This window comes from Microbulbifer sp. THAF38, assembly GCF_009363535.1.
Classification (GTDB): domain Bacteria; phylum Pseudomonadota; class Gammaproteobacteria; order Pseudomonadales; family Cellvibrionaceae; genus Microbulbifer.
In genome coordinates, this window is the sequence record NZ_CP045369.1 from 4483695 (window position 1) to 4509261 (window position 25567).

Sequence of the window (25567 nt, forward strand, 5' to 3'; positions counted from 1 at the left end):
ACAATCCTTCCCCCAAGCACAAGAGCGAAAAATAACCAGGCAAAGAGAATTCGAATAAGCCACTCAAAAGGCGGTGTTATTGCGAATGACTTAATGCAGTCTTTAGCCTATGCATGGGGGTGGCCATCAAGTGTGCCGAGATCACCCAAGCTATTTTTTACATCGGTTGAGTTTTTTCTCATCGCACGACAATTTCCTTATTACCTACACTTTCTTTTCCCAAAATTCGTTCAAACTCTATGGGGTTAATTGGTCAAATAACAGGAATAACAAATGCCATTACTGGAACGGAATCGAGACAATCAATCCAAGCAGGTGATCACCAAGCTGGTGACTAGCGCTGCGAAAAACACACCTGCAGAGGAGGCCTGGGGTAACCACCACGTGAACTGCTATGCCTGGGCCGCAAACTGCGAGGAGCCCCACAGGGGCAAGCCAGACCCAGGCTCCTACTCCGGCTATGACGCGGGCTTGGACAATGACCGTCTGATTGAGGGTGCCAAGCGCGATGGTATGGCCTATGTTGCCAACGCCCCAGCAAACGATCCCCCGCCTTTCACCCAGGGTTATTACTGTGTTGCGCTGTATAAGTCCACAACCGATCACCACTGGTACCGGCGGGACCCGGAAACCGGCTACTGGACTCACAAACCCGGCGCTCACGGGGTGAAAAACTACGGGCCCGGCTTTGTAATTCTGCCCAAGCAGCTGGAGACGGCTAACCATAACTATGGTATGGCAGCCACCAATTATCGCTTTGTCGGCTATTTCTATGTCCCGGAAGAGGGCATTCAGGTCTGATCGCTAAGCGGAGATCGTCACGGTACTGCTCAGCCTGAGCTAGACCTGAGCAAGATAAGATGGGCGGCAAGGCCTGCGCTCACCGAAAAAATATGGCGATTAGGCTGAAGAAAAGGTCGACGAATTGAGAGAAACCATGAAAAATCTCTTCCGTCGCTAAGGCCCAGGCAAAGTGCACCGAGGTTAACTCGTGCACGGCCCCAAGGTTTCCATCACAAACTCCAGCCCGCAGTATCTCCATGACCCCAAAGCAGTTCCAAAACGCCGTTCTCAAATGGTTCGACAAACACGGGCGCAAGGACCTGCCCTGGCAGCAGAAGATCAATCCCTATCGCGTGTGGGTTTCCGAGATCATGCTGCAGCAGACCCAGGTCAGCGCAGTGATTCCCTACTTCGAACGCTTTATGCAGAGCTTTCCCACCCTGGAGAGCCTCGCCACCGCGCCGTTGGATAAGGTGCTGGCTCACTGGAGTGGCCTCGGTTATTACGCCCGCGCGCGCAATCTGCACAAATGTGCACAGACGGTGTTGCAGGAACACGGTGGGGAATTTCCACGGGATGCAGAAGCGCTCACCGAGCTGAGCGGCATTGGCCGCTCCACCGCCGGCGCCATTGCTAGTATCAGCATGGGACTCCGAGCGCCGATTCTGGATGGCAACGTAAAACGGGTACTGGCGCGCTTCCACGCCGTGGAAGGCTGGCCGGGGCAGAGCGCCGTGGCCAATCAATTGTGGGAGCTGGCCGAGACCTACACTCCGGACAAACGCGTTAACGATTACACCCAGGTGATGATGGATCTGGGTGCCACCCTGTGCACCCGCAGCAAACCCCGCTGTGAAGAGTGCCCGTTAAAGAAATCCTGTGTGGCCCACGCCCAAGGCAATCCGCAGGATTACCCCGGCAAAAAACCGCGTAAGGAAAAACCGGTGCGCAGCGCCACCCTGTTACTACTGGAATACCAGGGCAAAATTTATCTAGAGCAGCGCCCCGCCAGCGGTATCTGGGGTGGCCTCTGGTGTCCTCCCCAAGCAGAAGATGCCAAGGCCTGGCTCAAACAACAGCGCTGGCGCGCCAGTGAAATACACACGCTACCGCTGCTGCGCCACACCTTTACCCACTTCCACCTGGATATTACCCCGCTGTGGGTACAGCTCGACAAAGTCTCCACCCAGGTGGCGGAGAGCGGCGCCGGCTGGTATAAACTGCGACAACTAAACCGCGCCCGCGCGGCCCAGGAACTGGGGCTACCCGCCCCAATCGTGAAGCTGGCAAAACAACTATTGGCGCTGCAGGCACCCCTGCTCGCCCCAACTACGGCCGACTAGAACCAGGAGGAGTCCATGTCCAGAACCGTATTCTGCCGCAAGTACCAAGAGGAATTGGAAGGCCTGGACGCACCGCCCTTCCCCGGCCCCAAAGGCGTTGATATCTTCGAGCACGTTTCCAAAAAAGCCTGGCAGGAGTGGATGTCACACCAGACCATGCTGATCAATGAAAAGCACCTCAATATGATGGAACCCTCCAGCCGCGCCTACCTGAGCGAGCAGATGATGAAGTTCCTGAGCGGTGAAGAGTACGACGCAGCCGACGGCTACGTGCCCCCGGAACAGCAGTAAACGGGCCCCGCAAAGCCTCCCCGCAAAAGAAAAAAAACTTTTTACAATCAAGGGGTTGACTCAGCCCCGCGATAAGGCTTTAATACGCGCCTCGCGACGCAGGGGAAGCCCAGCAAGATCGCAAAGCCCGGATAGCTCAGTCGGTAGAGCAGGGGATTGAAAATCCCCGTGTCGGTGGTTCGATTCCGCCTCCGGGCACCATATTTAAAAAGCCTCATCCGCAAGGATGGGGCTTTTTTTATGCTCGGACACCTAGATGATAGTCGCCGTTATAGCTTGGGGAGATGTGCCAGGCTGAGGCAGAACAACTAAATGGCTATTTTAATTGCTTTATCTCCCAGCTCTTAAAAAGAAGACTCCACTCAAGATTGACTTTTTAATTTCTAAGTAAGTTCACTTACTTCTTTCAAGCCACGCCAACAGCGAGCCCCCCCACGCATGGTCTTAATGGCTATAAGGCCGAAACTAGACTTAAGGACACATAAATAATTTCTTGATTTCCCGTCTTTTCAGTGCAATTCAAGGTCAATCAATAGCTTTAATGGAATGCGTATATCTCCAAACGCTCTAAAATTTTAGATGATGAAGGACCAGAAGGCAGCAATAAACATAAATCTAAGGTGATTTGCAGCAGACCTTGCCTACTTAAAGATCTCCTGTATCTAGGTTTCTCACCAAGAAATGGGCTTGTAGACTAAAAAGCCCACTAAGCAAAGCACTAAAATGCCATTCTACCCTTACCTGAAAATTGTTCATCTAGCTGCCAAAGTAGCCCGGAGCATAAACGCAAAATCAAAGAGTGCTAAATGCTAAATGCTAAATGCTAAATGCTAAATGCTAAATGCTAAATGCTAAATGCTAAATGCTAAATGCTAAATGCTAAATGCTAAATGCTAAATGCTAAATGCTAAATGCTAAATGCTAAATGCTAAATGCTAAATGCTAAATGCTAAATGCTAAATGCTAAATGCTAAATGCTAAATGCTAAATGCTAAATGCTAAATGCTAAATGCTAAATGCTAAATGCTGATAAGTATTTTAAGTCGTAGATTATAGAAGCCAGAATCAGCAATCTGAAAAAAATTACTAAATAAAATTCTTGTATAATTGCCAGCTAAACTACACTGGTATACCGAAGGTATAAAAATTTTGATCCATCTATTGTTAAACACGATTCTACCTTAAAAGTGGTTTCTCAGGTACAACAGGAAGGAATTATTAAGGAATTTGTTCCATCAAATGCTGGCGGAAGTTCTGGCGCCCAATTTGGTTTAGTCGGCGCTCTAATCGGAGCTGCAGTAAATACTTCGATTAATAATTCTAGAGCAAAAGAGGCAGAAACAACTGCAGAACCATTTAGAAACGCTCTCTTAGATATAAATACCAGAGAGACTTTGAAATTAGCTTACACAGATGCTCTAAAAGATATTGACTGGGCAACCCATCAAGAAGTATTGAGCGAACAATTACCAGAGAACTCTAAAACATCTGATTATACAGATAATATTAATGATGATTTACTGTTATTAATATCAACAAGATATAGTTTAAAACCGAATGCCGAAGTTATTGAGTTTAAAGCCGACTATTCCACATTTGAAAAAAAAGAAGAAGGTAACGATAAGAGTAAGGAAAAACTCATTTATCAGAATTCGGCTATTTTTCAGTCATTCCCTTACAATGGATCAGTACGCAGATTAAATGAAGAAGAAAATAAAAAAGAAATCGAAAATTTACACAAGAAATATCCGACGGATTCAACTACACCCAAGACCCTAATTAGCAGGAATCAGAAAAAAATAAACAGGGCTCTAGCAAAATTACAGAAAAAAACCATTCATATAGTTGGCCATAATCCTAATGGCTCAATATGGTTAGCAAATGATGCTGAACTTCTCCATCAAGAATTCGCACTAGCTCCAAAAATTATCGCAAGGATGATTTCTTATGATCTGTCTGGAAAGTACCCCCTAGATATAGAGTCAGAAAATGCGAAAAACATACCTGATGTTCAAATCCTTGAAGAATTCGACAATGGAATGCTAATCACTAGAGAAAAGAATGGGCATCTACTTTACAAGCATAAAGAAGCGCCCTTATATCTTACTTACGGCGAAAATTTTGAAGAAGGTAATAATAATATTTATTCTTGGCCAGCTCATGCTGGCCTCTTGCACAACCCAGATTTACCATAGAAAGCTATCAGTTAAAGATACCAACTTGGAACCTCCAGCAGAAACAACACAACTTTACTGCCCGAAAACTATATCTATAGTAGATAAAAGTGAAAAAACAGCGCCAATCCATGGAATTGGAGATTCCTTAATCATCTCCACTGTCAAGGAAATACTTAAAGATAAAAATTTATTTTACTTATCTGAAGATTCAAAATCAGACATCAACATCACTATAAGAAAAGCTTATATAAATAGGCTCACTACATCAAAATCTGCCATGGTAGTTGTTAGTATTTCTGAGAGAGAAACTGGAACCTAGATTTCCAACATAAGTGACACACGTTTACCCACCAAAAATTCCAGTGGGCTCAAGTAATTTAACACCTTCCTTGGGCGAGTATTGATTCGAAACACTGCATCATCAATACGGCTTTTTGGTATCTTGCCAATTTCCACTCCTTTCGGGAAAAAGCGTCTCAAGAGACCATTAGTGTTTTCGTTCAGCCCACGCTCCCAGGAATGGTAAGGTTTCGCAAAATATATTCTGCATCCTAGCTTCTGCGCAATCGATTGATGACCTGCGAATTCTCCGCCATTATCGAAGGTGATGGTTTTACAGATGGCCTGATATGGCTTCAGCATCTGCTTTATTGCCCGACCTACTGTTTTCTTGCTCTTATTTGGGACTCTGCGAGTGAGCAATAATTTGGAGACTCGCTCAACCAGTGTCACCAGATAGCCATCTTGACCATAAACTGTATCGCCTTCCCAGTGACCAATCTCAGTGTTTTCATCGACAATCGCAGGCCTTTCATCAATATCTATGCGCTCTGGAATAAGCTTTACGCCTGCCTCAGAACTTGCTCGTTTACGATAAGGTTTGGCTTTTCTTGGCAGACGTGATCTCCAGTTAAGCCGATAAATCCAGCGGTAAATTGTTGAACAGCTAACCGCTTTCGTACACCGTTCAAGCCGCATTCGGCCAGCGATTTGTTCAGGGCTTGCATTTTTTAGCTGAAGGTCGATTTGTACCTGCATGGCAAAGTCGAGCTTGGTGTACTTAAGAGCTCCGTGCCGCCGTTGCAGTGCCTGACGATGGGCACTCTCGGCACAGTAGGGGCTGCAACGACCTAGCTCGCGAGAGATGGTCTTATTGGATCTATGGAGGCGTTGTGCAATGGCTCTGCCCATTAAGGGCCTCAATCTGGTATCGTTCTTTTAAGGACAGCTGACTGGTACGGGTTCCCATGAGGTTCCTGGCTTGTTTGTGTGGAAGCTTACTAGCCTACAGCCAGCTGACCTCTCTCGCTATTGCCAAGTGTGTCGGTTGTTTTGGGAATCTAGGGAAAAATTACAACTTCCCGGGGAAGCTCCGTAAGTGTCAATTGGTGGGAAACACAAAATGAGTATGTAGCAGCCCTTGAGAATGCTTTGCAGACTTTGTTAGATCCATTTAAAGAGGGGCTTAGTAAGTACTGCAGTGATCGGCTCCATATTTAAAGAGTAGATTATTGAGTATAAAAATAATATTTTTATGGGCGGAAAAAATTGATTATTCGGAAAGAAATCCCTAGATAGAAAATGTAAATAATCCCGGATAATCACCTCATCAGTCGCACTTGGTTTCGGATAATAAGTGCAATTGGTAAAGAAGGGCTCAGCTGGTAGAGTCAGCACCTCTCCCGACCAAGAGAAAAGCACTGATGAGCTACTACCAACAGAGCGAGAACGAACGATATCAGATTTACAGCCTAAGGAAAGCCGGGCACTCTCAGAAAGCAATAGCAAAACTGTTAGAGAGACATCCCTCGACGATCAGCCGATAGCTACGACGCAATATAGGCTTGCAAGGATATCGTCCAGGACAAGCACATAAGCTTGTAGAACTAAGTCCCCAGCAAACTTCAAGCTATTTAAAGAGACATACAGATGCATTGTTGCACCATGAGACGATCTACCAACTAATTTATTTTGAGGTGGAGACTTAAATAGGCAACTTAGGATTACATCAAAACCCTATCGCAAACGGTATGGTAAGTATGATCGGCGTGGAAAGATCAAAAACGGAGTGTGCATAGATTATCGGCCAGCTTTTGTAGACCGAATGAATCGGATTGGCAACTGGGAAGGGAATACTTTTATAGGCAAGAGGCATGGCGGAGTTTTGCTGACTATGGTTGAGCACAAAACATTATTTACTGTTATTGTTAAATTGACTGGCAAACGATCAGACTTACTGGCTGAAGCAGCAATTAGCCATATGGTGCATTTCAAAGATAAAATCAAAATAATTACCTTCGACGATGGTCTTGAATTCGCTGGGGATGGAACGATTGCGGAAGGATTGGGCGCTGATATTTATTTTGCTCACCCATATTCATCTTGGGGGAAGGGAATTAATGAAAATACTAACGGTCTCAGTCGGCAGTATTTCTCAAAGGACACAGACTTCAATAATGTAACAGGTCAGCAGGTTCAATTTGTAATGAATCGCCTAACGAGCCGGGGTGGAAGGTCACCGAATGAGCTATTTATGGGCTGCAAGTATTGCGATTATTACTTGAAACCAGAAAGTATTACAACTAGCTTAGTTATTGATTTATAAGCAATATACATTTAACTGGTACGTAACCAACACAAAAAAATTTTACTTTTGATAATATTTAGGCTTATATAGCCTTTCAATCATTATGAAAGTTATTTATATTGGAGGCGTTCTTGAAAAAGAAAATAGTTTCTAAAGTTTTATGTCCTTTAATTCTTTCCTTTTGCTCTTCATTGAGTACTGCAGAAGAAATGCAAGATACAGCAAAAATATCGGATGATTATTTAAACATAACGCCCTATGATTTAGAGAGTGGCATGCAGCAAGCATTCATTTGCAAATGGTGGATACCATTATTCTGCCAACAAAAAGAAATGTAATAAAACTTACAACAAGTAGGACACTAAAATATCCATGCTTATAAAAGATGGATATTAATCATCAAGCTAGCATTCAATTTTTGAGAAATTTCAAGGGAAACTTACAACTAAATTTTTGTTTTAAATAATAAATTCAATGAACACCTACAAACATTTGAGGCTTAGAAACTAACAGGTATTAGTTGGTAAAGAATAAATAATATTATAATTTGAAAAGGGTTAAACTTTCAGCGGGCATTGAGTTATTTAAAGGTGCATTCAGGCGTGCTGTTACACCAAAAATCTTTCTGCCATCCTGTTTAGAAGTTTTTCTTCTATTCCAAGGTTGAGGGTAAATCAGGTCAGTTTTCAAGGGTCAAGCTATAGCGTAACGGGTCAGAATTTGCAGCTTTGCTGTACACTAGTAGGCATAGATTTTTTGTATTTTCATAGGTAGTATCGAGTAGTAGATGTACTAAATTTACTTCTGCAGGTAAGGCCGAGGCAAAGGTGCCTCCCACCTTTATCATCGACCACCACCATCTACTTTGTACCTTCGCCCCGCTTGATTTTCCCGATTTCTAAGCACCCTTTTTGCTGGTGCCAAGCTGCCATCAGAAAAGACCTCCTCCCAGTTACGCAAAGACTGGTGATCCAACAGTTCCAGGAATCTTCTCCATGCCTATTACCAAGCTCCTTGCTCTTCCCAAAATTGAAGCCTTCTCCAGCATGTATTCGGTGATGGATAGTGTGAAGCAAGATCTTTCCATCGCGCTCCAGAGCGCAAAACCCACAGTCTGCCTTTAATCAGACTCGATTATCATTGGGTTTGTGGCCTCCCTTTCCTCGCTTTAACTCAGGAGGACAAAATTCGATTAAGCTCCATTGATCATCGGTTAACTCTGATTTGAATCGGCTCATTATTGCTGGAATTTTTTCTATACAGTTGTGTGAGAATAGCCGATTTCAAGTTATGAAACTGCTTTTAGTAGGCTGAATAATAAGGTAAATTTTAAAGACAAAATAATGATTATTACCATTTAAATGGTCTTAGTTTCGTATAATAAGTGCCATTGGTAAAGGAGGGCTCAGCTGGTAGAGTCGGCACCTCTCCCGACCAAGAGAAAGGCACTGATGAGCTACTACCAACTGAGCGAGAACGAACGATACCAGATTTACAGCCTAAGGAAAGCCGGGCACTCTCAGAAAGCAATAGCAAAATTGTTAGAGAGACATCCCTCGACGATCAGCCGAGAGCTACGACGCAATATAGGCTTGCGAGGATATCGTCCAGGGCAAGTACATAAGCTTGCAGAACTAAGACGCCAGCAAGCGTACAAGACACAAAAAGTAACTAATTGTGTTTGGCAACAAATAGACACCCTAACCCGGAAAGAACTAAGTCCCCAGCAAACTGCAAGCTATTTAAAGAGACATACAGGTATATCTTTACATCATGAGTCGATCTACCAACTAATTTATTTAGATCAGGCAAATGGTGGAGATTTATACAAGCGCCTTAGGATTGCATCAAAACCCTATCGCAAGCGATACGGTAAAGTATGATCGACGCGGAAAGATCAAAAATAGGGTGTGCATAGATGATCGACCAGCTGTTGTAGACCGAATGAACCGGATAGGCGACTGGGAAGGTGATACCGTTATAGGTAAGGGGCATGATGGAGCTTTGCTGACTATGATTGAGCGCAAAACGTTATTTACTGTTATTGTTAGATTGATTTGCAAACGATCAGACTTGCTGGCTGAAGCAGCAGTTAGCCATATAGTGGGTTTCAAAGATAAAATCAAAACAATTACCTTCGACAGTGGTCTTGAATTTGCTTGCCATGAAAAAATTGCGGAAGGCTTGGAGGCTGATATTTATTTTGCTCACCCATATTCATCTTGGGATGAGAGGGATTAATGAAAATACTAACGGTCTCATTCGGCAATATTTCCCAAAGGATACAGACTTCAATAAAGTAACAGACCAGTAGATTCAATTTGTAATGGATCGCCTAAACAGTAGATCAAGAGTGAGTCGGGGTGGAAGGTCACCGAATGAGCTATTTATGGGGCCGCCAGATAATCTTCTTGCAGCATGAAAGTACTGCAGTTATTACTTGAAATCAAGGCCGATATTTATTTAGACCGTCCATATTTATCCTGGAAGAGAGGGACCAATGCAAACACTAACGAACCCCATTAGACGGTACTCCCTAGTGGATGCCAACTTTAATAAATAATAAACGATTAGGTTAAATTGGAAAGGGGGCTGACTGAATGGTATGCATAGAGTGAGCTGCGGAGGAAGATCACCGAATGAGTTATTTATGGGGATGTAGATGATCTACTTTCTATATAACATGGTTGTAGCTATTCCTTGAAAATTAGAGCTGAAAAGCATTATAGATAGCAAATATTTTTATTTAGATGTTCTATTCATTTGGTTAGTACGTGCATACCACTAAAAAATCTTTACATCTGGTTTTATTTAAGTTCCTATACTCTTTCATTCATTCTGAAAATATTAGATTGGAGGCATTCATGAAAACTAAAATAATTCATACGGTTCTATACTCTGCAATTTTTGCTATTTCCTCTCCATTATCTGCTGCAAGCGAAATACAGACTGCTGAAAAAATACCGAATAGTTATCTAGGTGAGGTACCCTTCGAATTAGGAAGTGACATACAACAGGGATTCATTTGTGAATGGTGGATCCCCTTGTTCTGTCGACAAGATAACTAATAAAACCTACATAAAGCCGAAAGTTTAAATAGCTATGCTTTTAAAGCATAGCTATTAATAAGAAAGTAAACTTTGTTTCAAGTCTTGGTTTCAAGTAATAACTGTAACCTCTGAATATGATAAGCAGATTATCTACACTCCCATAAATAACTCATTCGGTGATCTTCCTCTACAGCTCACTCAGAGGCTGTTTCATAACTTGAAATTGGCTATTCTCACGCAATTACATAGAAAATAATTCCAGCGATAGTGAGCTGATTCAAGTTATGAAACAGACTCTAGTCATGGAATTGATCTTATCTATCCAAAAGGAAAAAAGTAAAGAAGCCTCAAGACAGGATAATGGCCAGATCAAGAGCTTTAGCCGAACGTTGTAAAAATTGGGCATAATTTTAGATAACTGGAAATTATTGCTATTAGTAGTTAAGTGAGGGTTTTGCCTACCCTCTTAACGTGCTTGCCTCTATATTACATAAATGCTAATTAAGATAACTAAATTGTGAAATGATTTCTGGAAATTACTACTACAGCTTGATTCCGGCGATGATGTTGAGGTTATGTGGGGAGATTGTGGCATGCTTTATATCTGGGTTAGGGAAAGTGACGCAAAGCAATGTAACTTTGATGATTCTTGGATGATTATGCAGTGCAGCTGAACCTAAGCCGCTCACGATAAAAAGGCGGTTAACTCCGCCTTCTATTTCGTTCATCTTGAAAAATTTCACTATCTCACAAGACGTAATTTACAGGGTGGTTATTTCCACGGTTTCAATAAGCGCTGCTCAAAAGCAGCTGCTTAGAGGGTAAGTGCCACCTCTTTACTATTCCAGCCAGAACATGGCCCCTATAATCTAGCCTATAAACATTCATGCTACGCTTTTCTTTCTGTAAAACATCTATGACCTTTTACGGAAAAATGTTTATGAGTGATTATTTTGATCTGGAGCGGTTCTGCCAGGCACAAAACGACTCTTATGCACAGGCCCTGCAGGAGTTGCGACAGGGGCACAAACGCAACCATTGGATTTGGTATGTTTTTCCGCAGCTAAAAGGGCTGGGGCACAGCGCGACATCACAACGATATGGAGTGACAGGCCTGAAGGAGGCGCAGGCTTACCTGAAGCATCCACAGCTAGGGCCGCGATTGCGGGAGTGTTGCCAGGAGTTATTACACCTGCAAGATCTCAGCGCCCTGGAAATATTCGGTAGCCTTGATGCGATCAAGGTCAGATCTAGTATGACCCTGTTCGCCCTTGCTGCGGGTGGCACTGATAATCTATTTATGCGGGTTTTAGAGAAATACTATGAGGGCAAACAGGACCCCCGCACCCTGGAGATCCTGCAAAACTCTGATTAATCTCTAGCCCCCAAACCTCCCGAAAAGGCACTCAAGCGGTTTGGGTTTCAGGTTCCTCCAGGCTGTCGCTGCCCAGTAATTTATCCATCACCAGACAGGCGGTGAGATCGCCCGTGACGTTTACGGCGGTCCTGCACATATCGAGTATGCGGTCCACACCGAGAATCAGTGCAATCCCCTCTGGTGGGACACCTATTCCAGCCAGGATACTGGCGAGAATCACAATCCCCACACCCGGTGTACTCGGGGAGCCGATTGAGGCGCCCACGGTGGTCACGGTAAGCCCCACCAGCTGTGCTGTGCTGAGGTCAATGCCATAAACCTGGGTGAGGAAGATCGCCGCGATTACCTGATAGAGCGCGGTGCCGTCCATATTCACCGTAGCACCAAGGGGCACAATAAATTTGGCGATGGCGGGCTTGACCTCAAGCGGGTGCTCGGCAGTGCGCATTGAAAGCGGCATTACGGCTGCGGAGCTGGAGGTGGAAAAGGCCAGTAGCTGTACGCCACTTATGCGCTGCAGGAAGCTCAGAGGCCGCATTGGCGTGGCCAGTGCGACAATCAACAGATAAAACAGCAGTAGGATCAGTAGCCCCAGAATAACCGTGCCCACATAGACAGACATCCCCACGATTGCGGTTAAGCCCACGCGAATGGCGATATCCGCCAGTAATCCGAAAACCGCCAATGGTGCGAACAGCATGGCCCAACCGACTATTTTCAGGGCAATCTCCTGCACTATGCCGAAGGCGTAGACCGCGGTATCACGCTGCTTTTGCGGCAGCAACATCACTGCCACTCCGGTGAAAATCGCGTAGACCACCAGCTGCAGCATATTGCGCATAGCGATACTCTGATTCAGATTGGCTGGTATCAGTTCGGCGATGCGCTCCGGTAACGGCTTGGATTCCAGCATCTGTGGCGCTGCGCTACTGGGTAGTTCAGTAGCCGCGGTGAGCAGGGCCTCATCGATATAGTTACCGGGTTGAATAAATTGGGCCAGGACTATGCCAATAATCACCGCTACCGTGGTGGTGGCAATAAAATAGGGCGCTATGCGCAGCCCAACCCGCTTGAGCTGGGATACATTCCCACTGCCACAGAGCCCGAGGATGATGGAGGAGACCACCAGTGGAATCACCACCATCTGAATCATATTCAGGAATAGGGCACCTGGCAGCTTGAACCAACTGGCCAATATTACGCTGAGATTCTCATCGACCAGCCCAGCTCCTTCCGGCGACAGCAGCAGGCCAATCCCAAGCCCCAGTACCATAGCGAACAGGATTTGCATCCACAGGCGCGTGCGCATCAATAGGCCCAGGGATTCCACCATCCTGAACAGGTAAACATTAGAACCATTATTCATGTGTGAATAACCAAATCCGAATTCATTAATACAGCCATTCCATAGGAAAGCCGCGATTATTCCGCAAGCCTACAGCAAAACCCTTTAGTCAGATCAAGTACGGGCCAGCAAATCCTGTACCAAGGTAGGCGAACATTGGGCCCAAACAATCATTGGCAAGACCTGTTGCAGAAAGATTACGTCTTGGTCCCTGCATTAGAGAGCGCTGTTCAGAGCAGTTCGATTTGTTACAAGATCGAGAAAACACCGCTCTAAACCAACACCGACCCGATGCACTCAAAACTGCCAATGATGATTTCTGTAATACCGGAAGCAATAAAAACGCCTTTCCGAGCATTTATTGATGAGCGGGCGCTGGAGCAAACTGCTGCGCCAATAAATCCCTGATCCATTTGTGCAACGGGTCCTGCCCACTGCGGCTGTGCCAGGCGGCGATCACATCGAAACCGGGGGGCTGGTCGGCAATCGGCAGGGTACTCAGGCGCTCATCGGGCAACAGGCGCGAGGGCAGGAAAGCCACGGTATTGGTGGAGGCAATACATTCGGCTGCAGCGGCAAAAGAGGGAACCGACAACACCACATTGCGCTGCAGGCCAAACTCCTCGAACCAGGTATCGGCCATGCCACGCAGTTCCCCACGGGAGGGAGACACCACCAATTGCGGTAGCGCCGCCAACTGTGCCAATGCCAGAGTCTTCCCTTTTAACAGGCCGGGTATTTTTGCATGGCGGCAGCACACGCAAACATAGTGCTCCCGATACAGCAGCATTGTCGGGCAGTTGTCCGGCACAAAACCAGGTGTACTGAAGACCAAGTCTACCTCGCCGGTTTGCAACTGCTGCACCATGCGGTCGATTTCCAGCTTGAGCACAACCACTTTGAGACCCGGGGCCTGTTCGCGCAGTTTTTTCAGCAGCCCCGGCAATACCACTCGCTGTTCAAAGTCGGTGGCACTGATAGTAAAAATACCAGTGTACTCGGCCGGCCGGAATTCGTGCCCACGCAACAGTGAGGCGATATCGTTTAATACGCTATCGATCCTCGGTGCCAGCCGTTCTGCCAGGGGAGTGGGCACCACCCCGTTGCTGGTCCGAATAAATAAACGGTCGCCAAAGATCTCCCGCAGTCGCTTCAACTGCTCACTCACGGTCTGCTGAGTCACACCGAGCTGATCCGCCACCCGGGATAAATTTAATTCCCACAGAATTGCCTGCAGAAGCCGCAGTTGCTTTAGTTCCAGCCGGTCCAGGCGATCGGCCCTGTTACCCCTAGTCAAACCTGTATCACTCACAATCGTTACTTGGTTTTCATTGTATCTGCTGCAGCCTAGCATTGCCGATATATAGACCCCCCATGTGTGAGGAACCCACTATGCCAGGCGCGACTCTGCACCCATCGACACCGGGCTCAATGCGGACAAATATTAACTACGCGGACCCCAGCGCAGAGCTGGTCTACGACCAGCGCCATACAGGCCCCGGCCCCGCTAGCCTGATTGATCAGGTAATCCCCCACTGGGTGACAGTTTATGACGGCAGGCAACTGCAGGCTGCGGGGGAGACCTTTCGTTTGGACGAACAGGGGTTTGAGCTGGTAGAGCCGAGCCTCGATATCGACCTGCACCAGCTGGATGACACTTTAAATGCGCTGGATAGCGGCAAGCCTTCAGCCAATAGCACAGTGCTTTCGCCAGAATCCCGAGACACCTTGATCCGTACTCAGTGGTATCCGGCGATTGAGCGATGGCTGGCTGCTTATTTGGGCGCGGACCAGGTTGTGACCTTCGATCACACGTTACGTGCTCAGACTAAAGCAGACGCCCTCGCTGAGCAGAGTCGCAGCCGCCGCGCCCCGGTAAAAATTGCGCACAACGATTACACCCCCTGGTCGGCCCAGCGCCAGCTCAAGCAGACACTACCGGAATACGGCTTAAATCCGGACGATTATTCCCGGTTTAAGTTTGTGAACTTGTGGCTGCCGCTGCTGCATCGGGTTGAGGAGTCTCCACTGGCTATGGCGGATCTGCGCAGCGTGGAAGCAGCGGATTTCCACAAAATGCGCCTGATTTACCCAGAACGGGAAGGGCAGATTTCTGTCATCAGCGCCAACCCTCGTCACCGCTGGATTTGGTTTAGTGATATGCGCCCCGGCGAAGGGTTGCTACTGCGGGTTTTTGATAGCGAGCACAGCCATATGATTACCGGCAGCCCCCACAGTGCCTTCGACTTACCGGAAAGTGAAAATGCTCCCCGGCGTACCAGCCTGGAAATTCGCACTATCGCGTTGTTTAAACATTAATTAAATTAAAATATCGATCAATACATCATGAGTAAAACCCTGAACTCAATAGATCCTTTAAATAACGAAGTTATCGGCAGTGTCGATATTTGTTATGAAGACGATTTAAAAAAATTGCTGCAACAGGCCAAGCAGGCACAGGTTGAGTGGGGCAAAAAATCCCTTCAGCAGCGTGTACAGCTTGTACAACAAGCCTATAAGCAGCTTGAACCCATACAGGCGAAATTGGCAAAACTGGTTAGCCGTGAGATGGGCAAAGATGCGCGGCGGGCCAGCTACGAGGCGGGTGGCGCCATTCACAGTGGCCCCTGGTTGGCCGGAGATTCCGGTGAGGCCCTACGCGGCCAGCGCCAGGGTAACAGTGAAATTCAATATCGTCCGTTAGGCGTGGTCGCGGTTATTTCCCCCTGGAATTATCCCCTGGCGATGGCCAATAACCTGATCGTACCGGCACTGATTGCCGGCAACAGCGTGGTTTTAAAACCCTCCGAAGAAACCCCGCTGGTTGCAGACCTACTGGTAAAAACCCTGAACCAGTCGCTGCCCAACGGGGTATTACAGATTGCCCATGGAGATGGAAAAACTGGAGAAGCCCTGGTCAAAGCGGATATCAATATGGTCGCTTTTACCGGCTCCCGTGCAACCGGCCAGGCCATCATGGCCAATGCCGCTCCCAAGTTAAAACGCCTGATCATGGAGTTAGGCGGTAATGATCCCATGCTGGTTTTGGCCAGCGCCGATATTCACCGCGCCGCACAATTTGCCGTAGCTTCCAGTTTTGAAAATGCCGGACAAATGTGCACTTCAACCGAGCGTGTATATGTAGACGAGCGTATCGCGGATCAGTTTGAACAAGCGGTAGTTGCCATTGCAAAAAATTATCGCACCGGTGGTTGGCCAGAAGGGGATGTCGATATAGGTCCACTGGTCAATTCCCGTCAGCATCAAAAAGTGGTTCGGCATATTCATGACGCCATAGAGAAGGGCGCAACGCTTTTGCTAGGCGAAAAATCCCCCAAACTTCCTTTTATTCCTCCCACGGTCATCAGTGGTATCAAACCGGGTATGCAACTTGAGGACGAAGAAACTTTTGGCCCGGTAGTCGCAATAGACCGCTTCAGCACTATTGAAGAGGGGATTTACAGGGCCAACGACTCTGTATACGGCTTGGGCGCCGTGGTATTTGGCAAGTCAGATGCCAAGGAAGTCGCAAATCAACTGCAGGCGGGCATGATCGGTATTAACCAGAGTGCCGGTGGAACACCATGGGTAGGCGCCAAACAGAGTGGTTTTGGCTACCACGGTGGGGCTGAGGGACACCGACAATTTGCCCAGCTCACCCTTATTAATCATTAATTAAAAAACCGAGTGCAGATATTTTGGACGAAGTCATTATGCCAAACTCTCCAGACATCGCGATGAATCCAGCAACTGAGGCCAACAGCAGCCTTGAGCAGGATTTCTTTATTATCGCCAGGGAACCCGGTGCGGAACATCCTGCTCTGCCCACCTGGGCCGCACGACTGGAAAACCCAGCCTCACTCAAAAATAGCGCCCCGTCTTTGGTTCAGCGCAGAGAGATTGCCGAGGTGCCCGGTGCTTTTCAATTACTCAATGTATTTTCCAGTGAGGAATGCCAGCGTCTCATCGATATCACTGCAAATATCGGTTATCTGCCAGATGCCGCCGTTTCTTTGCCCAGGGAGGTACGCCATAACGACAGCCTTACCTGGGTGGTAGATGAAACTACCGAACGGCTAATCTGGCAGCGGTGCAGCGCATTTATGCAGGACCCCAATGGCTACTTTGAAGGGCGGGAGCCAGTGGGTCTCAATCAGCGCTTTCGCTTTTATCGTTATGGCGAAGGTGATTACTTTCAATTTCACACCGATGGAGCCTGGCCGGGCAGCCGAATCATAGATGGCCAGTTGGTCGCTAATGGTTTTCCAGACCGTTTTAGCGAAATGACTTTTCTAGTGTTACTCAGTGAAGATTTTGATGGCGGCGCCACACGTTTTCGTGTCAATGCAGATAACCCCTACCAACAGCCCAGCCGGCACTCCATGGAGGATATTGATGTAAGAACCCCCGCAGGATCTGTGCTATGTTTCCCCCATGGTATGCACCCCTTGCATAGGATCCACAGCTCAACGCCAATTACTCGTGGAATAAAATATATTATTCGTACAGATATATTATTTCTTCAGGATTGATTAAGAGGTTATCAATTTTTGATTTTATAAAAACCTGTATAGAACATTCAGCCACAGGGAAGTGGCTCCAACTAAATAACAATAAATCGCACTTAGAGCTTCCCTAAAGCCGCTGTAAATAATCTAAAGCCCGACTTATATACTACGCCCTCCATCGAAGTGTTACCTTAATGTTTATGTCAAGCTGCACTGCCAATCTGATCGCAACGGCATATTCGGGTGTGTACTTATGGAATTGATAGAATATTTACAGAGTCATTTTTATAGCAAAGAGAGGCTGCTATCGCTAAGCGGTTTAAGGCAAGAAGAGTTTGCAAACTACCAGAATGCCCTTGTTATGCCTAAAGCTTCCTACACGCTGGCACTGGGTCTGCAATGCCATTCATTCTTCGGCACTCATAATGAATCCCATAACCGAGAGTTCTATGCCAAAGGTTATGTATCCTGGTTAAAAGACCTTCGTCTACAAAATAATCCAAAACAGATTTTTGATCTATTTAAAACAAGGTACACGGATACAATCTATCAATTAAAATCTATTGGCCATAACTGTTCCGATATAAGAATGGACAAGGGGCCTGCCACGCATATCGAAAACGAGTGGAAACACTTTATCGATGGAACTTATGGGCTATGCACCAAAAGCGGACTCCCCGAGGATATAGCCCGTAAAGAGCTGGCCTCTCTAGAGATCAAGGAGCTAGCGAAAGAGAGAAACCTCAGCAGAATAGGCCTACAAAAATTACAGAGGGCTATTGACCTACTAGAGAGCGCCAGCAGCCTTTTCGCACCCCATGAGCGCCACAAGAGTTCGAGGCAAATACTGATTAATGATATTCGCCAACAATTTAACTTAAAATAAATATACTTAGTGAGCCTATCTCACAGACCTGCACAAACACTGTCACACCAGGCCAAATAGAGGTTGTAGGTTAAAGCAAATCCTTATGACTATTTGGTCTTGCATATACTAAACATATATACCTCTATAAAATCCCGCCCCTTTAATCGGCTCAAGCCTCTCCGCACTTATATTAGAGATATTCCATGAAAAGCAGAGTTTACTGCCTTATATCCTTTCTATTGCTATCCGTCTTGACGGTATCAGCCTACGCTAGAGATTGGCGGGAATATAAAAGCACTAACTTTACCGTCTACTCTGATGTTTCACCGAAAAAAGCCGAGGCCTTATTGCGCGAGCTGGAAAAATTTCGCCGTGCCTCACTTATGGTAACAGGCATGGAAGATCGCCCAGAAAATTCTAGACTTAGGGTATATCACTTTAATAGCTCTAAAGAGTTTGAAAAATTCTCCGGAAAAAGAAGTATCGGAGGCTTTTATACCAACACTATTAATGGCCCCTTAATTTTCTCTCAGGAAAACAAACGTGGCATATTTAGTGGCCAAGCAATCATGTTTCATGAATATGTTCACCATCTTATGCGTGAGCGCGGTTCCATGCGTTACCCTAGGTGGTATTCAGAGGGATTCGCAGAGTTACTAGCCAGCGCGACTATTGACAAGGATTCCATCACCATCGGCAACGTTCCTGAGTGGAGAGCTTACTCTCTGGAAGAAGGTCCTTTGAAAGCAAGAGAAATTCTTCAGCCGGATTACAGTAGAAAAGGTTGGAAACATGCTAACCAGTATTACGCCAGTGCATGGTTATTATTACACTATTTATTTTTCAGCGAAGATGCCAGAGAAAATTCATACCATGAAAAAACTAAAAATTACCTTATGGACATCAATAATGGAGGAGATCCACTAGATCTCTTTACACAACATTATGATATCCGAGAGGAAGATTTGGATATCGCATTAACTCTCTACCTAAAAGAACGGCGTCGGTCGGGATACAAGGTTAATCTAACCCAAAATGCCTTTAAAATCGAAAAGCGCAAACTGAACCATAATGAAAAATCCCTATTACTGGCGGAACGAGCGGTTGATCTAGAAAGATACGATCAGGCGTTAAGATATCTGAATAAAGTAAAAAAAGATGCTGCCAAATTACCTGGAGTTATCGCTCTGAAAGCGAATCTATTGATGCACAATCAGCAGGAGGCTGCGGCACAGACTTTATTTCAGGAATTATCAGAAATATCTGATTTAAATCATACAGCGGCTACGAATCTATCTGTTTACCATTTATATAGCTTACAGAATACGCTTGAATCCCGACAATGGGATGAGGGGAACTATACCAAAACGGTGCATTATGCAGATATGGCTATAGCGCTAAATCCGGCTTCCCTATCGGCTTACCAGTACAAATGGATGGCTCAGCAGTACAAAGGCGAAAGTGTTGCCGCACTGAAAACCATGATGGCGGCCTATCAGAAGAATCCAAATAGTATTGAAATAAATAGCGCTATTGGCTTTCACCTCGCAAAACTTAAAAAGCCAAAACTCGCAAAGCCGTTTCTGGAAAGAACTCTGGCCTGGTCCCACAATCACAAAGTTCGATCACGCGCTAAAAAATTACTCGATTGGGTCGCAAAAGAAACTTCCACAGGCAGTGAAACAAGTTCAGGACAGGCATCCTGAGTCCGAGCGCTAGATCAAGTCTACAAGCACGTAGAGAATTGCTCTCTACGTGCTATGAAAGCGAAGAAATTAGTCTCTCCCCTAACTCTTCTTTTCCTCTTCCCGCAAAGTCAGCACTTCATATCCATCCGCCGTAACCAGCACTGTGTGCTCCCACTGCGCGGAGAGCCTGCCATCTTTGGTCACCACGGTCCAACCGTCTTTTTTGAGTTTGGTTTTGCGATTGCCCTGATTGATCATGGGCTCAATCGTAAATGTCATCCCCTCGCGTAAAACAGCTCCGCTGCCCGCCCGGCCAAAGTGCATTACCTGGGGTTCTTCATGCATTTCACGGCCAATACCATGGCCACAGTATTCACGCACCACACTGAACCCGCGCTTTTCAACATACTGTTGGATCGAATGGCCCACATCACCAAAAGTCGCGCCGGGTTTTACGGTGTGAATACCGGCCCACATGGCATCGTAACAACACTGCACCAGTTTTTTGGCAATGGGCGTTACGCTGCCAATCATATACATCTTGCTGGAGTCGGCGATATAACCGGACTTTTCCAGGGTAATATCCACGTTGACGATATCGCCATCACGCAACGCCTGTCCCTCGCGAGGCATGCCGTGGCATACCACCTCATTAATGGAGGTATTAAGAGAGTAGGGATAGTCGTATTGCCCCTTGCTGGCCGGGCGCGCCTGCAACTCCCGGGTAATAAACGTTTCCACCCGGTCGTTAATTTCCATGGTGGTAATACCCGGCTTCACAATACCATCGAGCATAGCGAACACGCGGCTCAATAATTCACCGGAGTTACGCATCAACGCCTGTTCCCTGGCGGTCTTGATTTTTATGTTATTCACGAGTGAGCTCTTCCAGAGTAAATGATTCGGTGCGTAGTAGCTTCTTGCACAACTGGCTGTAACTGAGCTCCGGGTTCAGCTCGGCCAACATGCCGATCTTTATCCAGTACTCGGCCTGCGCGTTAATAGAACGCGCCAGCGTGGTACTCGCTTTACGGATTTCATCGTGCAATTCATCCGAGATCTTAACGATACCCATTTTATACACCGTATATATAATTTATATATAAAGTGTATATCGCCTTATACTAGATGCGCAAGGCGGTATGAAAGGTTGAAATTATGCAACTTGTTGCATAGTCAATATTTGAGCGATATGGTTGAGACATAAAAATAAAAGTGATGAGGCCACCATGTTCGAAACTACTGAAAAGAAACGCAGCGCCCCCAAGCCCAGCCGCCTGCGTATTGGCCAGCGTTACCGTGCCAGTCGCTTGAACGGCCCCTACGATGCCCTGGTAATCGGCTCTGGAATCGGCGGCCTGACTACCGCCGCCATGCTGAGTGCCACCGGTAAGAAGGTACTGGTCCTGGAGCAGCACTACACCGCCGGCGGCTATACCCATGCCTACGATCGCAATGGCTACGAGTGGGATGTCGGCGTGCACTACATTGGCGATGTGGGCGAACACCCCACCATGACTGGCAGGATTTTCGACTTTATCACCGGTGGTAAGTTGCACTGGGCGCCGATGGACGACACCTACGATCGCATTTGTATCGGCGAGGAGCAGTTTGATCTGCGCGCCGGTCGCCAGGCGTTTATTGATGAATTGGTCAAACATTTCCCCGCCGAACGGGAGAATATTGAACGTTACCTGGCCCGTCTCAACGAGGTGGCCAAGTCCATGCAGCGCATGGCAATGGAGAAACTGTTTCCCAGCTGGTGCGGCCCCTTTATGCGCCTGTGGCGCAAGCTGCGCGATCCTTCCTGGTTGAACAAAACCACCCGCGAAGTGCTGGGCGAGATCACCGGTAATGAAAAACTGATTTCGGTGCTCACCGGCCAGTGGGGCGACAACGGCATGGCGCCGGCACAGAGCAGTTTTATTATTCACGCCCTGATCGCCAAGCATTATTTGTATGGCGGCTACTACCCGGTAGGCGGTGCCAGTAAGATTTCCGAGACCATTATTCCGCAGATTCAGGCCAGTGGCGGCGATGTTTTTACCTATGCCAAGGTGGAAACCATTCTGTTAGATGGCAATAAAGTTCGCGGCCTGCGTATGAGCGATGGCACCGAAATCGAGGCGCCCGTAGTGATTTCCGGAGCCGGTGTATTTAATACCTTCGAGAGACTGCTGCCCCAGAGTGCCAGTGAGCGCCTTGGCTACCTGCACGACCTGAAAACTGTCACTCCCTCCATGTCTCATCTGTGCCTGTATATCGGCCTGGAAAAAACCGCCGAAGAACTACAGCTGCCGAAAACCAATTACTGGCTCTATACCAGTGAGAACTACGAGGAGGATATGCAGGCCTTCCTGCAGGATAGCGACAAAGATATTCCGCTAGCCTATATCTCTTTCCCCTCGGCCAAGGACCCCACCTTTACCCAGCGCTATCCTGGGCGCGCCACTATCGAAATCGTTGCCCCGGCCAATTACGATTGGTTCGCCCAGTGGAGCGACAAACCCTGGGGCAAGCGCGGTGATGACTACGAGACCCTAAAAGAGGCCTTCAGCCAGCGTTTATTGGAGCACTTGTATAAGCATTTCCCCCATCTGCGTGGGCAAATCGATTACTACGAGTTATCCACACCGCTGTCGACGGATTATTTCTGCTTCTATCCACGCGGTGAAATCTATGGCCTCGACCACGATCCCAAGCGCTTTGAGCAGCGCTGGCTGAGACCCAAGACGCGACTCAATGGGCTCTATCTCACCGGCCAAGATGTAATGAGCTGTGGCGTGGCTGGGGCGATGATCTCGGGGGTACTAACGGCCCAGAGCATTCTCGGCTTGCGCCAGGGTGGGAAGTTGATGCGTCAGGTTATTAGTGGCCAGCCTTTCCAGGCTCCGGCAAGCGGCGGTGAGGAGTTGGGCAAAGCATCCACCTGATAAGCCGACAATAAAGATGGTTCGACAACCGCAATAATAAAAAACCCGGCATTCATTGCCGGGTTTTTTATTTGAATTTATGGGCTCGGAGATGTCTTCAATCGAGGCAATCGACTGGGCATTCGATCAAAATTGAGCACCCGGATAACCAGGCGTCGGTTTTCCCTTTGCCCCGCCTTGCTCTCGTTATCGGCGATAGGATCTGTATCGCCATAACCCTGGGCGCGCATGCGCTCGCCGTCAATACCGCGCTCTATCAAAAAATTGCGCACCCAGTCAGCACGCCACTGAGAAAGATGCAGATTTTTCTTTGGGTCACCGTCATTATCTGTGTGCCCCTCAATCGTAATTCGCATCTCGGGGAAATCGCGCATGATCACCAGCAGTGCTTCCAGGTCGGCGATGCTATCCATGCGCGGTGCGAAACCACCGGGGTCAAACTCTAAACGCAACCGGAAAGTATCGCCTCCTTTGCGGGAATTTCCGCGCAGGAAGCGTACCAAATCATCGGCAAAAGGAGCCGCCTGTCGTGCCTGCTTCTCACTCTCACCGGACTGCACCACAGACTGAGGCTCAAGGGCGTATTTCCTGTTGGGATCGGGGTTGGGGCAGCCGGCAAGTAGCAATACCAGCAGGGCGAGATAGCAGACGAATAAAGGCTTGCCCGCCATAGACAAAACTTCCGGTTTGCAGACGTCAAATTCAGTGTAGAACAAGCTGCCGGAGGGAGGAGATGTCTAGCCGTTAGAGGAAGTTCAACACCGCCATCATATCGCTAACTACCCTGGCACCGCGCTGCTCCAGCTGTGGCGCTCTCTGACTATGGGTGCTGTAGCCAACCACGCGCATGCCGGCGGCTACCGCGGCTTCCACACCGGCGTTGGAGTCCTCCACGACCAGACAGCGCTCCGGCTTCACCCCCATGCTAGTAGCCGCATGCAGGAATAGCTCCGGCCAGGGTTTACCCCTGGAGACATCCTCAGCACTGAAGATCCTGCCGTCGAAGTAGTCGTAGAGACCGGTTTTATTCAGGGTCAGCTGCATTTTCTGGTGCGAGCCCGATGAGGCCACACAGCTGCGCATGCCGATCTGCTGTAAGTGATCGAGCAAGCCCTCAATGCCGGCTATGGGCTCCAGCTCCGCGTGGAATGCCTCGCGGATGCGGCGCTCGGTATTACCAAAATAATTGTCCGGCAGGGGGCCGCCGAAACGCTTCTCGATTTCCAGTAGGCAATCCCTGGCAGGCCGGCCGCTGAATTGCTCATCCAGCTCCTCCGCAGTGGTGGCCATACCCAACTTATTCATTTCTTCAGCCAGGATGCGGCAGACGATACTCTCGCTATCTACCAGCACACCGTCGCAATCAAAAATGATCAAATCTGTGGAAGACATGGGACCCCATAAAATCAGCGTGCGGAGAGCAGCATAATACCGATGATCAACCCGAGTATGCCGCTGATACGCAGGAAGTTTTCATTGCCCTGGGAGATTTTGATGGCCAGCGCTTTGCCGCGCTCAAAACCAATCTGCAGCATATAGGCGCCACTCAGCAGCACCAATACACCCAGGGCGTTGAAGAGGATATACCAGTTGCGAGTGTCGGCGACCAAAAGCAGAAAAAGACCGACAAGAATGCGCAGCCAGGCTGAAAAGAAATAGCCTGTTTCGCTGAGTCTCTCACTGATGGTTTGCGCCAACTTAGGCTTGGCAATAACTGCCAGTGAAAACAAGACAATGGCAATACCCAATAACCCTACAATCACTCGAATCATAGTTTCCCTTCCTGGTTTTCATCCTATCCAATTTTGGATTGCGCCAGCTCCTACAGGTCACCCCATTGGAACTGCAACACCGACAGTGCGGCGATAGGCGCGGTTTCGGTGCGCATAACCCTAGGCCCCAGGCGCAGTGGCATAAAGCCGTGGCCCAAGGCCAGATCAATCTCCGCCTGGGACAATCCACCCTCTGGCCCCACCATCAACAGGGCCGAATCCGGCTTGCCATTGTCCGCTTCCCAGCGGCGCAGATCCAGCTCGGTGCGGTGGTGTAATACCAGTTTGGTTTGCGGCTCGCCCTGCTGGGTTGAGGTTTGTAAATACTGAGGGAGTTTTACCGGTTCGGCAATTTCCGGCAACAGATTGCGCTCACACTGCTCACAAGCGCTGATAGCAATCTGGCGCCAGTGGCCGAGTTTTTTTTGCAGGCGCTCACCGGATAGTTTGACCTCGCAGCGCTCGCTGAACAGCGGTTGGATAGCCGCCACCCCCAGCTCGGTGGCCTTCTGTATCACCCAGTCGAATCGGTCACCACGGGAGATGCCAATTGCCAGGGTTAACGCCAGAGGCGACTGGCGATTGTCTTCGCGAAACGCACCAACACCCACCTGCGCGCGCTTACCCGTAGCCAGCAATTCCGCACTGTACTCGCCACCCAGACCATCAAACAGAGTAATAGGGTGGCCGGCGCCGAGGCGTAGGACTTTTACCAGATGCCGGGAGGCGCCCTCATCCAACTCGATTTGAGAAACACCGGCCAGGGCCTGCTGGGAGTAAATACGCGGGATGCGCATGAGTGAAGATCCTGTAAAACACTATAAAAAAGCCGACTGGAATGTCG

General features: G+C 47.8%; 23 protein-coding genes, 1 tRNA gene and 3 pseudogenes. 17 read left to right on the forward strand and 10 right to left on the reverse strand.

Going from position 1 to position 25567, the window contains the following annotated elements:
• The first annotated feature begins 273 nt into the window (after window positions 1-273).
• From FIU95_RS19465 to FIU95_RS19490, 6 genes are all read left to right on the forward strand, one after another.
• A complete protein-coding gene (locus tag FIU95_RS19465; protein ID WP_152455699.1) occupies window positions 274-801 on the forward strand; it encodes a hypothetical protein in 528 nt (175 codons plus the stop codon).
• A 239-nt stretch (window positions 802-1040) separates the two neighbouring features.
• Entirely contained in the window at window positions 1041-2126 is a 1086-nt protein-coding gene (mutY, locus tag FIU95_RS19470; protein ID WP_152455701.1) for an A/G-specific adenine glycosylase, read from the forward strand.
• 15 nt (window positions 2127-2141) lie between these two features.
• Window positions 2142-2417 (forward strand): oxidative damage protection protein, encoded by a 276-nt coding sequence (locus FIU95_RS19475; protein ID WP_152455703.1) that lies wholly within the window; start codon window positions 2142-2144, stop codon window positions 2415-2417.
• 125 nt (window positions 2418-2542) lie between these two features.
• Window positions 2543-2618 (forward strand) — tRNA-Phe (locus tag FIU95_RS19480).
• A gap of 986 nt (window positions 2619-3604) precedes the next feature.
• Window positions 3605-4612 (forward strand): hypothetical protein, encoded by a 1008-nt coding sequence (locus tag FIU95_RS19485; protein WP_152455705.1) that lies wholly within the window; start codon window positions 3605-3607, stop codon window positions 4610-4612.
• 25 nt (window positions 4613-4637) lie between these two features.
• Complete coding sequence (locus tag FIU95_RS19490; RefSeq protein WP_152455707.1) at window positions 4638-4913, forward strand: hypothetical protein; 276 nt, start codon at window positions 4638-4640, stop codon at window positions 4911-4913.
• On the opposite strand, the pseudogene FIU95_RS19495 reads toward FIU95_RS19490, so the two are convergent.
• Window positions 4910-5843: pseudogene (locus tag FIU95_RS19495) on the reverse strand (IS30 family transposase). The gene FIU95_RS19490 and the pseudogene FIU95_RS19495 sit on opposite strands and share 4 nt — an antisense overlap.
• Window positions 5844-6297: 454 nt before the next feature.
• On the opposite strand from FIU95_RS19495, the pseudogene FIU95_RS19500 reads away from it, so the two are divergent.
• Both FIU95_RS19500 and FIU95_RS19505 read left to right on the forward strand, forming a co-directional pair.
• A pseudogene (locus FIU95_RS19500) lies at window positions 6298-7199 on the forward strand (IS30 family transposase).
• A 113-nt stretch (window positions 7200-7312) separates the two neighbouring features.
• Entirely contained in the window at window positions 7313-7519 is a 207-nt protein-coding gene (locus FIU95_RS19505; RefSeq protein WP_152455709.1) for a hypothetical protein, read from the forward strand.
• A 664-nt stretch (window positions 7520-8183) separates the two neighbouring features.
• Here FIU95_RS19505 and FIU95_RS21850 read toward each other — a convergent pair.
• Entirely contained in the window at window positions 8184-8285 is a 102-nt protein-coding gene (locus FIU95_RS21850) for a hypothetical protein (RefSeq protein WP_172975465.1), read from the reverse strand.
• A gap of 347 nt (window positions 8286-8632) precedes the next feature.
• Here FIU95_RS21850 and FIU95_RS19515 point away from each other — a divergent pair.
• The 3 genes and pseudogenes from FIU95_RS19515 (at window position 8633) to FIU95_RS19525 (ending at window position 11606) form a co-directional block, all read left to right on the forward strand.
• Window positions 8633-9603, forward strand: a pseudogene (locus FIU95_RS19515) (IS30 family transposase).
• A 1203-nt stretch (window positions 9604-10806) separates the two neighbouring features.
• Window positions 10807-10905, forward strand: a complete 99-nt coding sequence (locus FIU95_RS21855; RefSeq protein WP_371416950.1) for a DUF1963 domain-containing protein — start codon at window positions 10807-10809, stop codon at window positions 10903-10905.
• Window positions 10906-11171: 266 nt separating this feature from the next.
• A complete protein-coding gene (locus FIU95_RS19525; RefSeq protein WP_152455711.1) occupies window positions 11172-11606 on the forward strand; it encodes a DUF1810 domain-containing protein in 435 nt (144 codons plus the stop codon).
• Between the two features lie 31 nt (window positions 11607-11637).
• On the opposite strand, the gene FIU95_RS19530 is transcribed toward FIU95_RS19525, so the two are convergent.
• Both FIU95_RS19530 and FIU95_RS19535 read right to left on the reverse strand, forming a co-directional pair.
• The gene (locus tag FIU95_RS19530; RefSeq protein WP_152455713.1) at window positions 11638-12975 is read right to left on the reverse strand and encodes a dicarboxylate/amino acid:cation symporter; all 1338 of its coding nucleotides are present in this window, start codon (window positions 12973-12975) and stop codon (window positions 11638-11640) included.
• Between the two features lie 337 nt (window positions 12976-13312).
• Window positions 13313-14266 carry a LysR family transcriptional regulator gene (locus FIU95_RS19535; protein WP_253868755.1) on the reverse strand — a complete coding sequence of 318 codons (954 nt, stop codon included), beginning with the start codon at window positions 14264-14266 and terminating at the stop codon, window positions 13313-13315.
• A gap of 80 nt (window positions 14267-14346) precedes the next feature.
• Between FIU95_RS19535 and FIU95_RS19540 the strand changes: the two genes are divergently transcribed.
• The 5 genes from FIU95_RS19540 (at window position 14347) to FIU95_RS19560 (ending at window position 20036) form a co-directional block, all read left to right on the forward strand.
• Complete coding sequence (locus FIU95_RS19540; RefSeq protein ID WP_152455718.1) at window positions 14347-15273, forward strand: CmcJ/NvfI family oxidoreductase; 927 nt, start codon at window positions 14347-14349, stop codon at window positions 15271-15273.
• A gap of 27 nt (window positions 15274-15300) precedes the next feature.
• Window positions 15301-16629 (forward strand): aldehyde dehydrogenase, encoded by a 1329-nt coding sequence (locus FIU95_RS19545; protein ID WP_152455720.1) that lies wholly within the window; start codon window positions 15301-15303, stop codon window positions 16627-16629.
• A 38-nt stretch (window positions 16630-16667) separates the two neighbouring features.
• Complete coding sequence (locus FIU95_RS19550; protein ID WP_216646285.1) at window positions 16668-17486, forward strand: 2OG-Fe(II) oxygenase; 819 nt, start codon at window positions 16668-16670, stop codon at window positions 17484-17486.
• A 229-nt stretch (window positions 17487-17715) separates the two neighbouring features.
• Window positions 17716-18348 (forward strand): DUF6058 family natural product biosynthesis protein, encoded by a 633-nt coding sequence (locus FIU95_RS19555; protein WP_152455722.1) that lies wholly within the window; start codon window positions 17716-17718, stop codon window positions 18346-18348.
• 185 nt (window positions 18349-18533) lie between these two features.
• Window positions 18534-20036: a lipopolysaccharide assembly protein LapB gene (locus FIU95_RS19560; protein WP_152455724.1), complete on the forward strand. Its 1503-nt coding sequence runs from the start codon at window positions 18534-18536 to the stop codon at window positions 20034-20036.
• An 81-nt stretch (window positions 20037-20117) separates the two neighbouring features.
• On the opposite strand, the gene map is transcribed toward FIU95_RS19560, so the two are convergent.
• On the reverse strand, window positions 20118-20894 hold the full coding sequence (gene map, locus FIU95_RS19565; protein WP_152455726.1) for a type I methionyl aminopeptidase: 777 nt from the start codon (window positions 20892-20894) through the stop codon (window positions 20118-20120).
• Window positions 20887-21093 carry a ParD-like family protein gene (locus FIU95_RS19570; RefSeq protein ID WP_152455728.1) on the reverse strand — a complete coding sequence of 69 codons (207 nt, stop codon included), beginning with the start codon at window positions 21091-21093 and terminating at the stop codon, window positions 20887-20889. The genes map and FIU95_RS19570 overlap by 8 nt, the downstream gene beginning before the upstream one ends.
• Before the next feature lie 154 nt (window positions 21094-21247).
• On the opposite strand from FIU95_RS19570, the gene FIU95_RS19575 reads away from it, so the two are divergent.
• Complete coding sequence (locus FIU95_RS19575) at window positions 21248-22951, forward strand: NAD(P)/FAD-dependent oxidoreductase (RefSeq protein ID WP_152455730.1); 1704 nt, start codon at window positions 21248-21250, stop codon at window positions 22949-22951.
• Window positions 22952-23028: 77 nt separating this feature from the next.
• On the opposite strand, the gene FIU95_RS19580 is transcribed toward FIU95_RS19575, so the two are convergent.
• The 4 genes from FIU95_RS19580 to FIU95_RS19595 form a co-directional block, all read right to left on the reverse strand.
• Window positions 23029-23622 (reverse strand): OmpA family protein, encoded by a 594-nt coding sequence (locus FIU95_RS19580; protein ID WP_152455732.1) that lies wholly within the window; start codon window positions 23620-23622, stop codon window positions 23029-23031.
• A gap of 73 nt (window positions 23623-23695) precedes the next feature.
• Window positions 23696-24343: an HAD family phosphatase gene (locus tag FIU95_RS19585; RefSeq protein WP_152455734.1), complete on the reverse strand. Its 648-nt coding sequence runs from the start codon at window positions 24341-24343 to the stop codon at window positions 23696-23698.
• A gap of 14 nt (window positions 24344-24357) precedes the next feature.
• Window positions 24358-24723 (reverse strand): hypothetical protein, encoded by a 366-nt coding sequence (locus tag FIU95_RS19590; protein WP_152455736.1) that lies wholly within the window; start codon window positions 24721-24723, stop codon window positions 24358-24360.
• A gap of 50 nt (window positions 24724-24773) precedes the next feature.
• Entirely contained in the window at window positions 24774-25520 is a 747-nt protein-coding gene (locus FIU95_RS19595; RefSeq protein WP_152455738.1) for a 16S rRNA (uracil(1498)-N(3))-methyltransferase, read from the reverse strand.
• Between the last annotated feature and the right edge of the window lie 47 nt (window positions 25521-25567).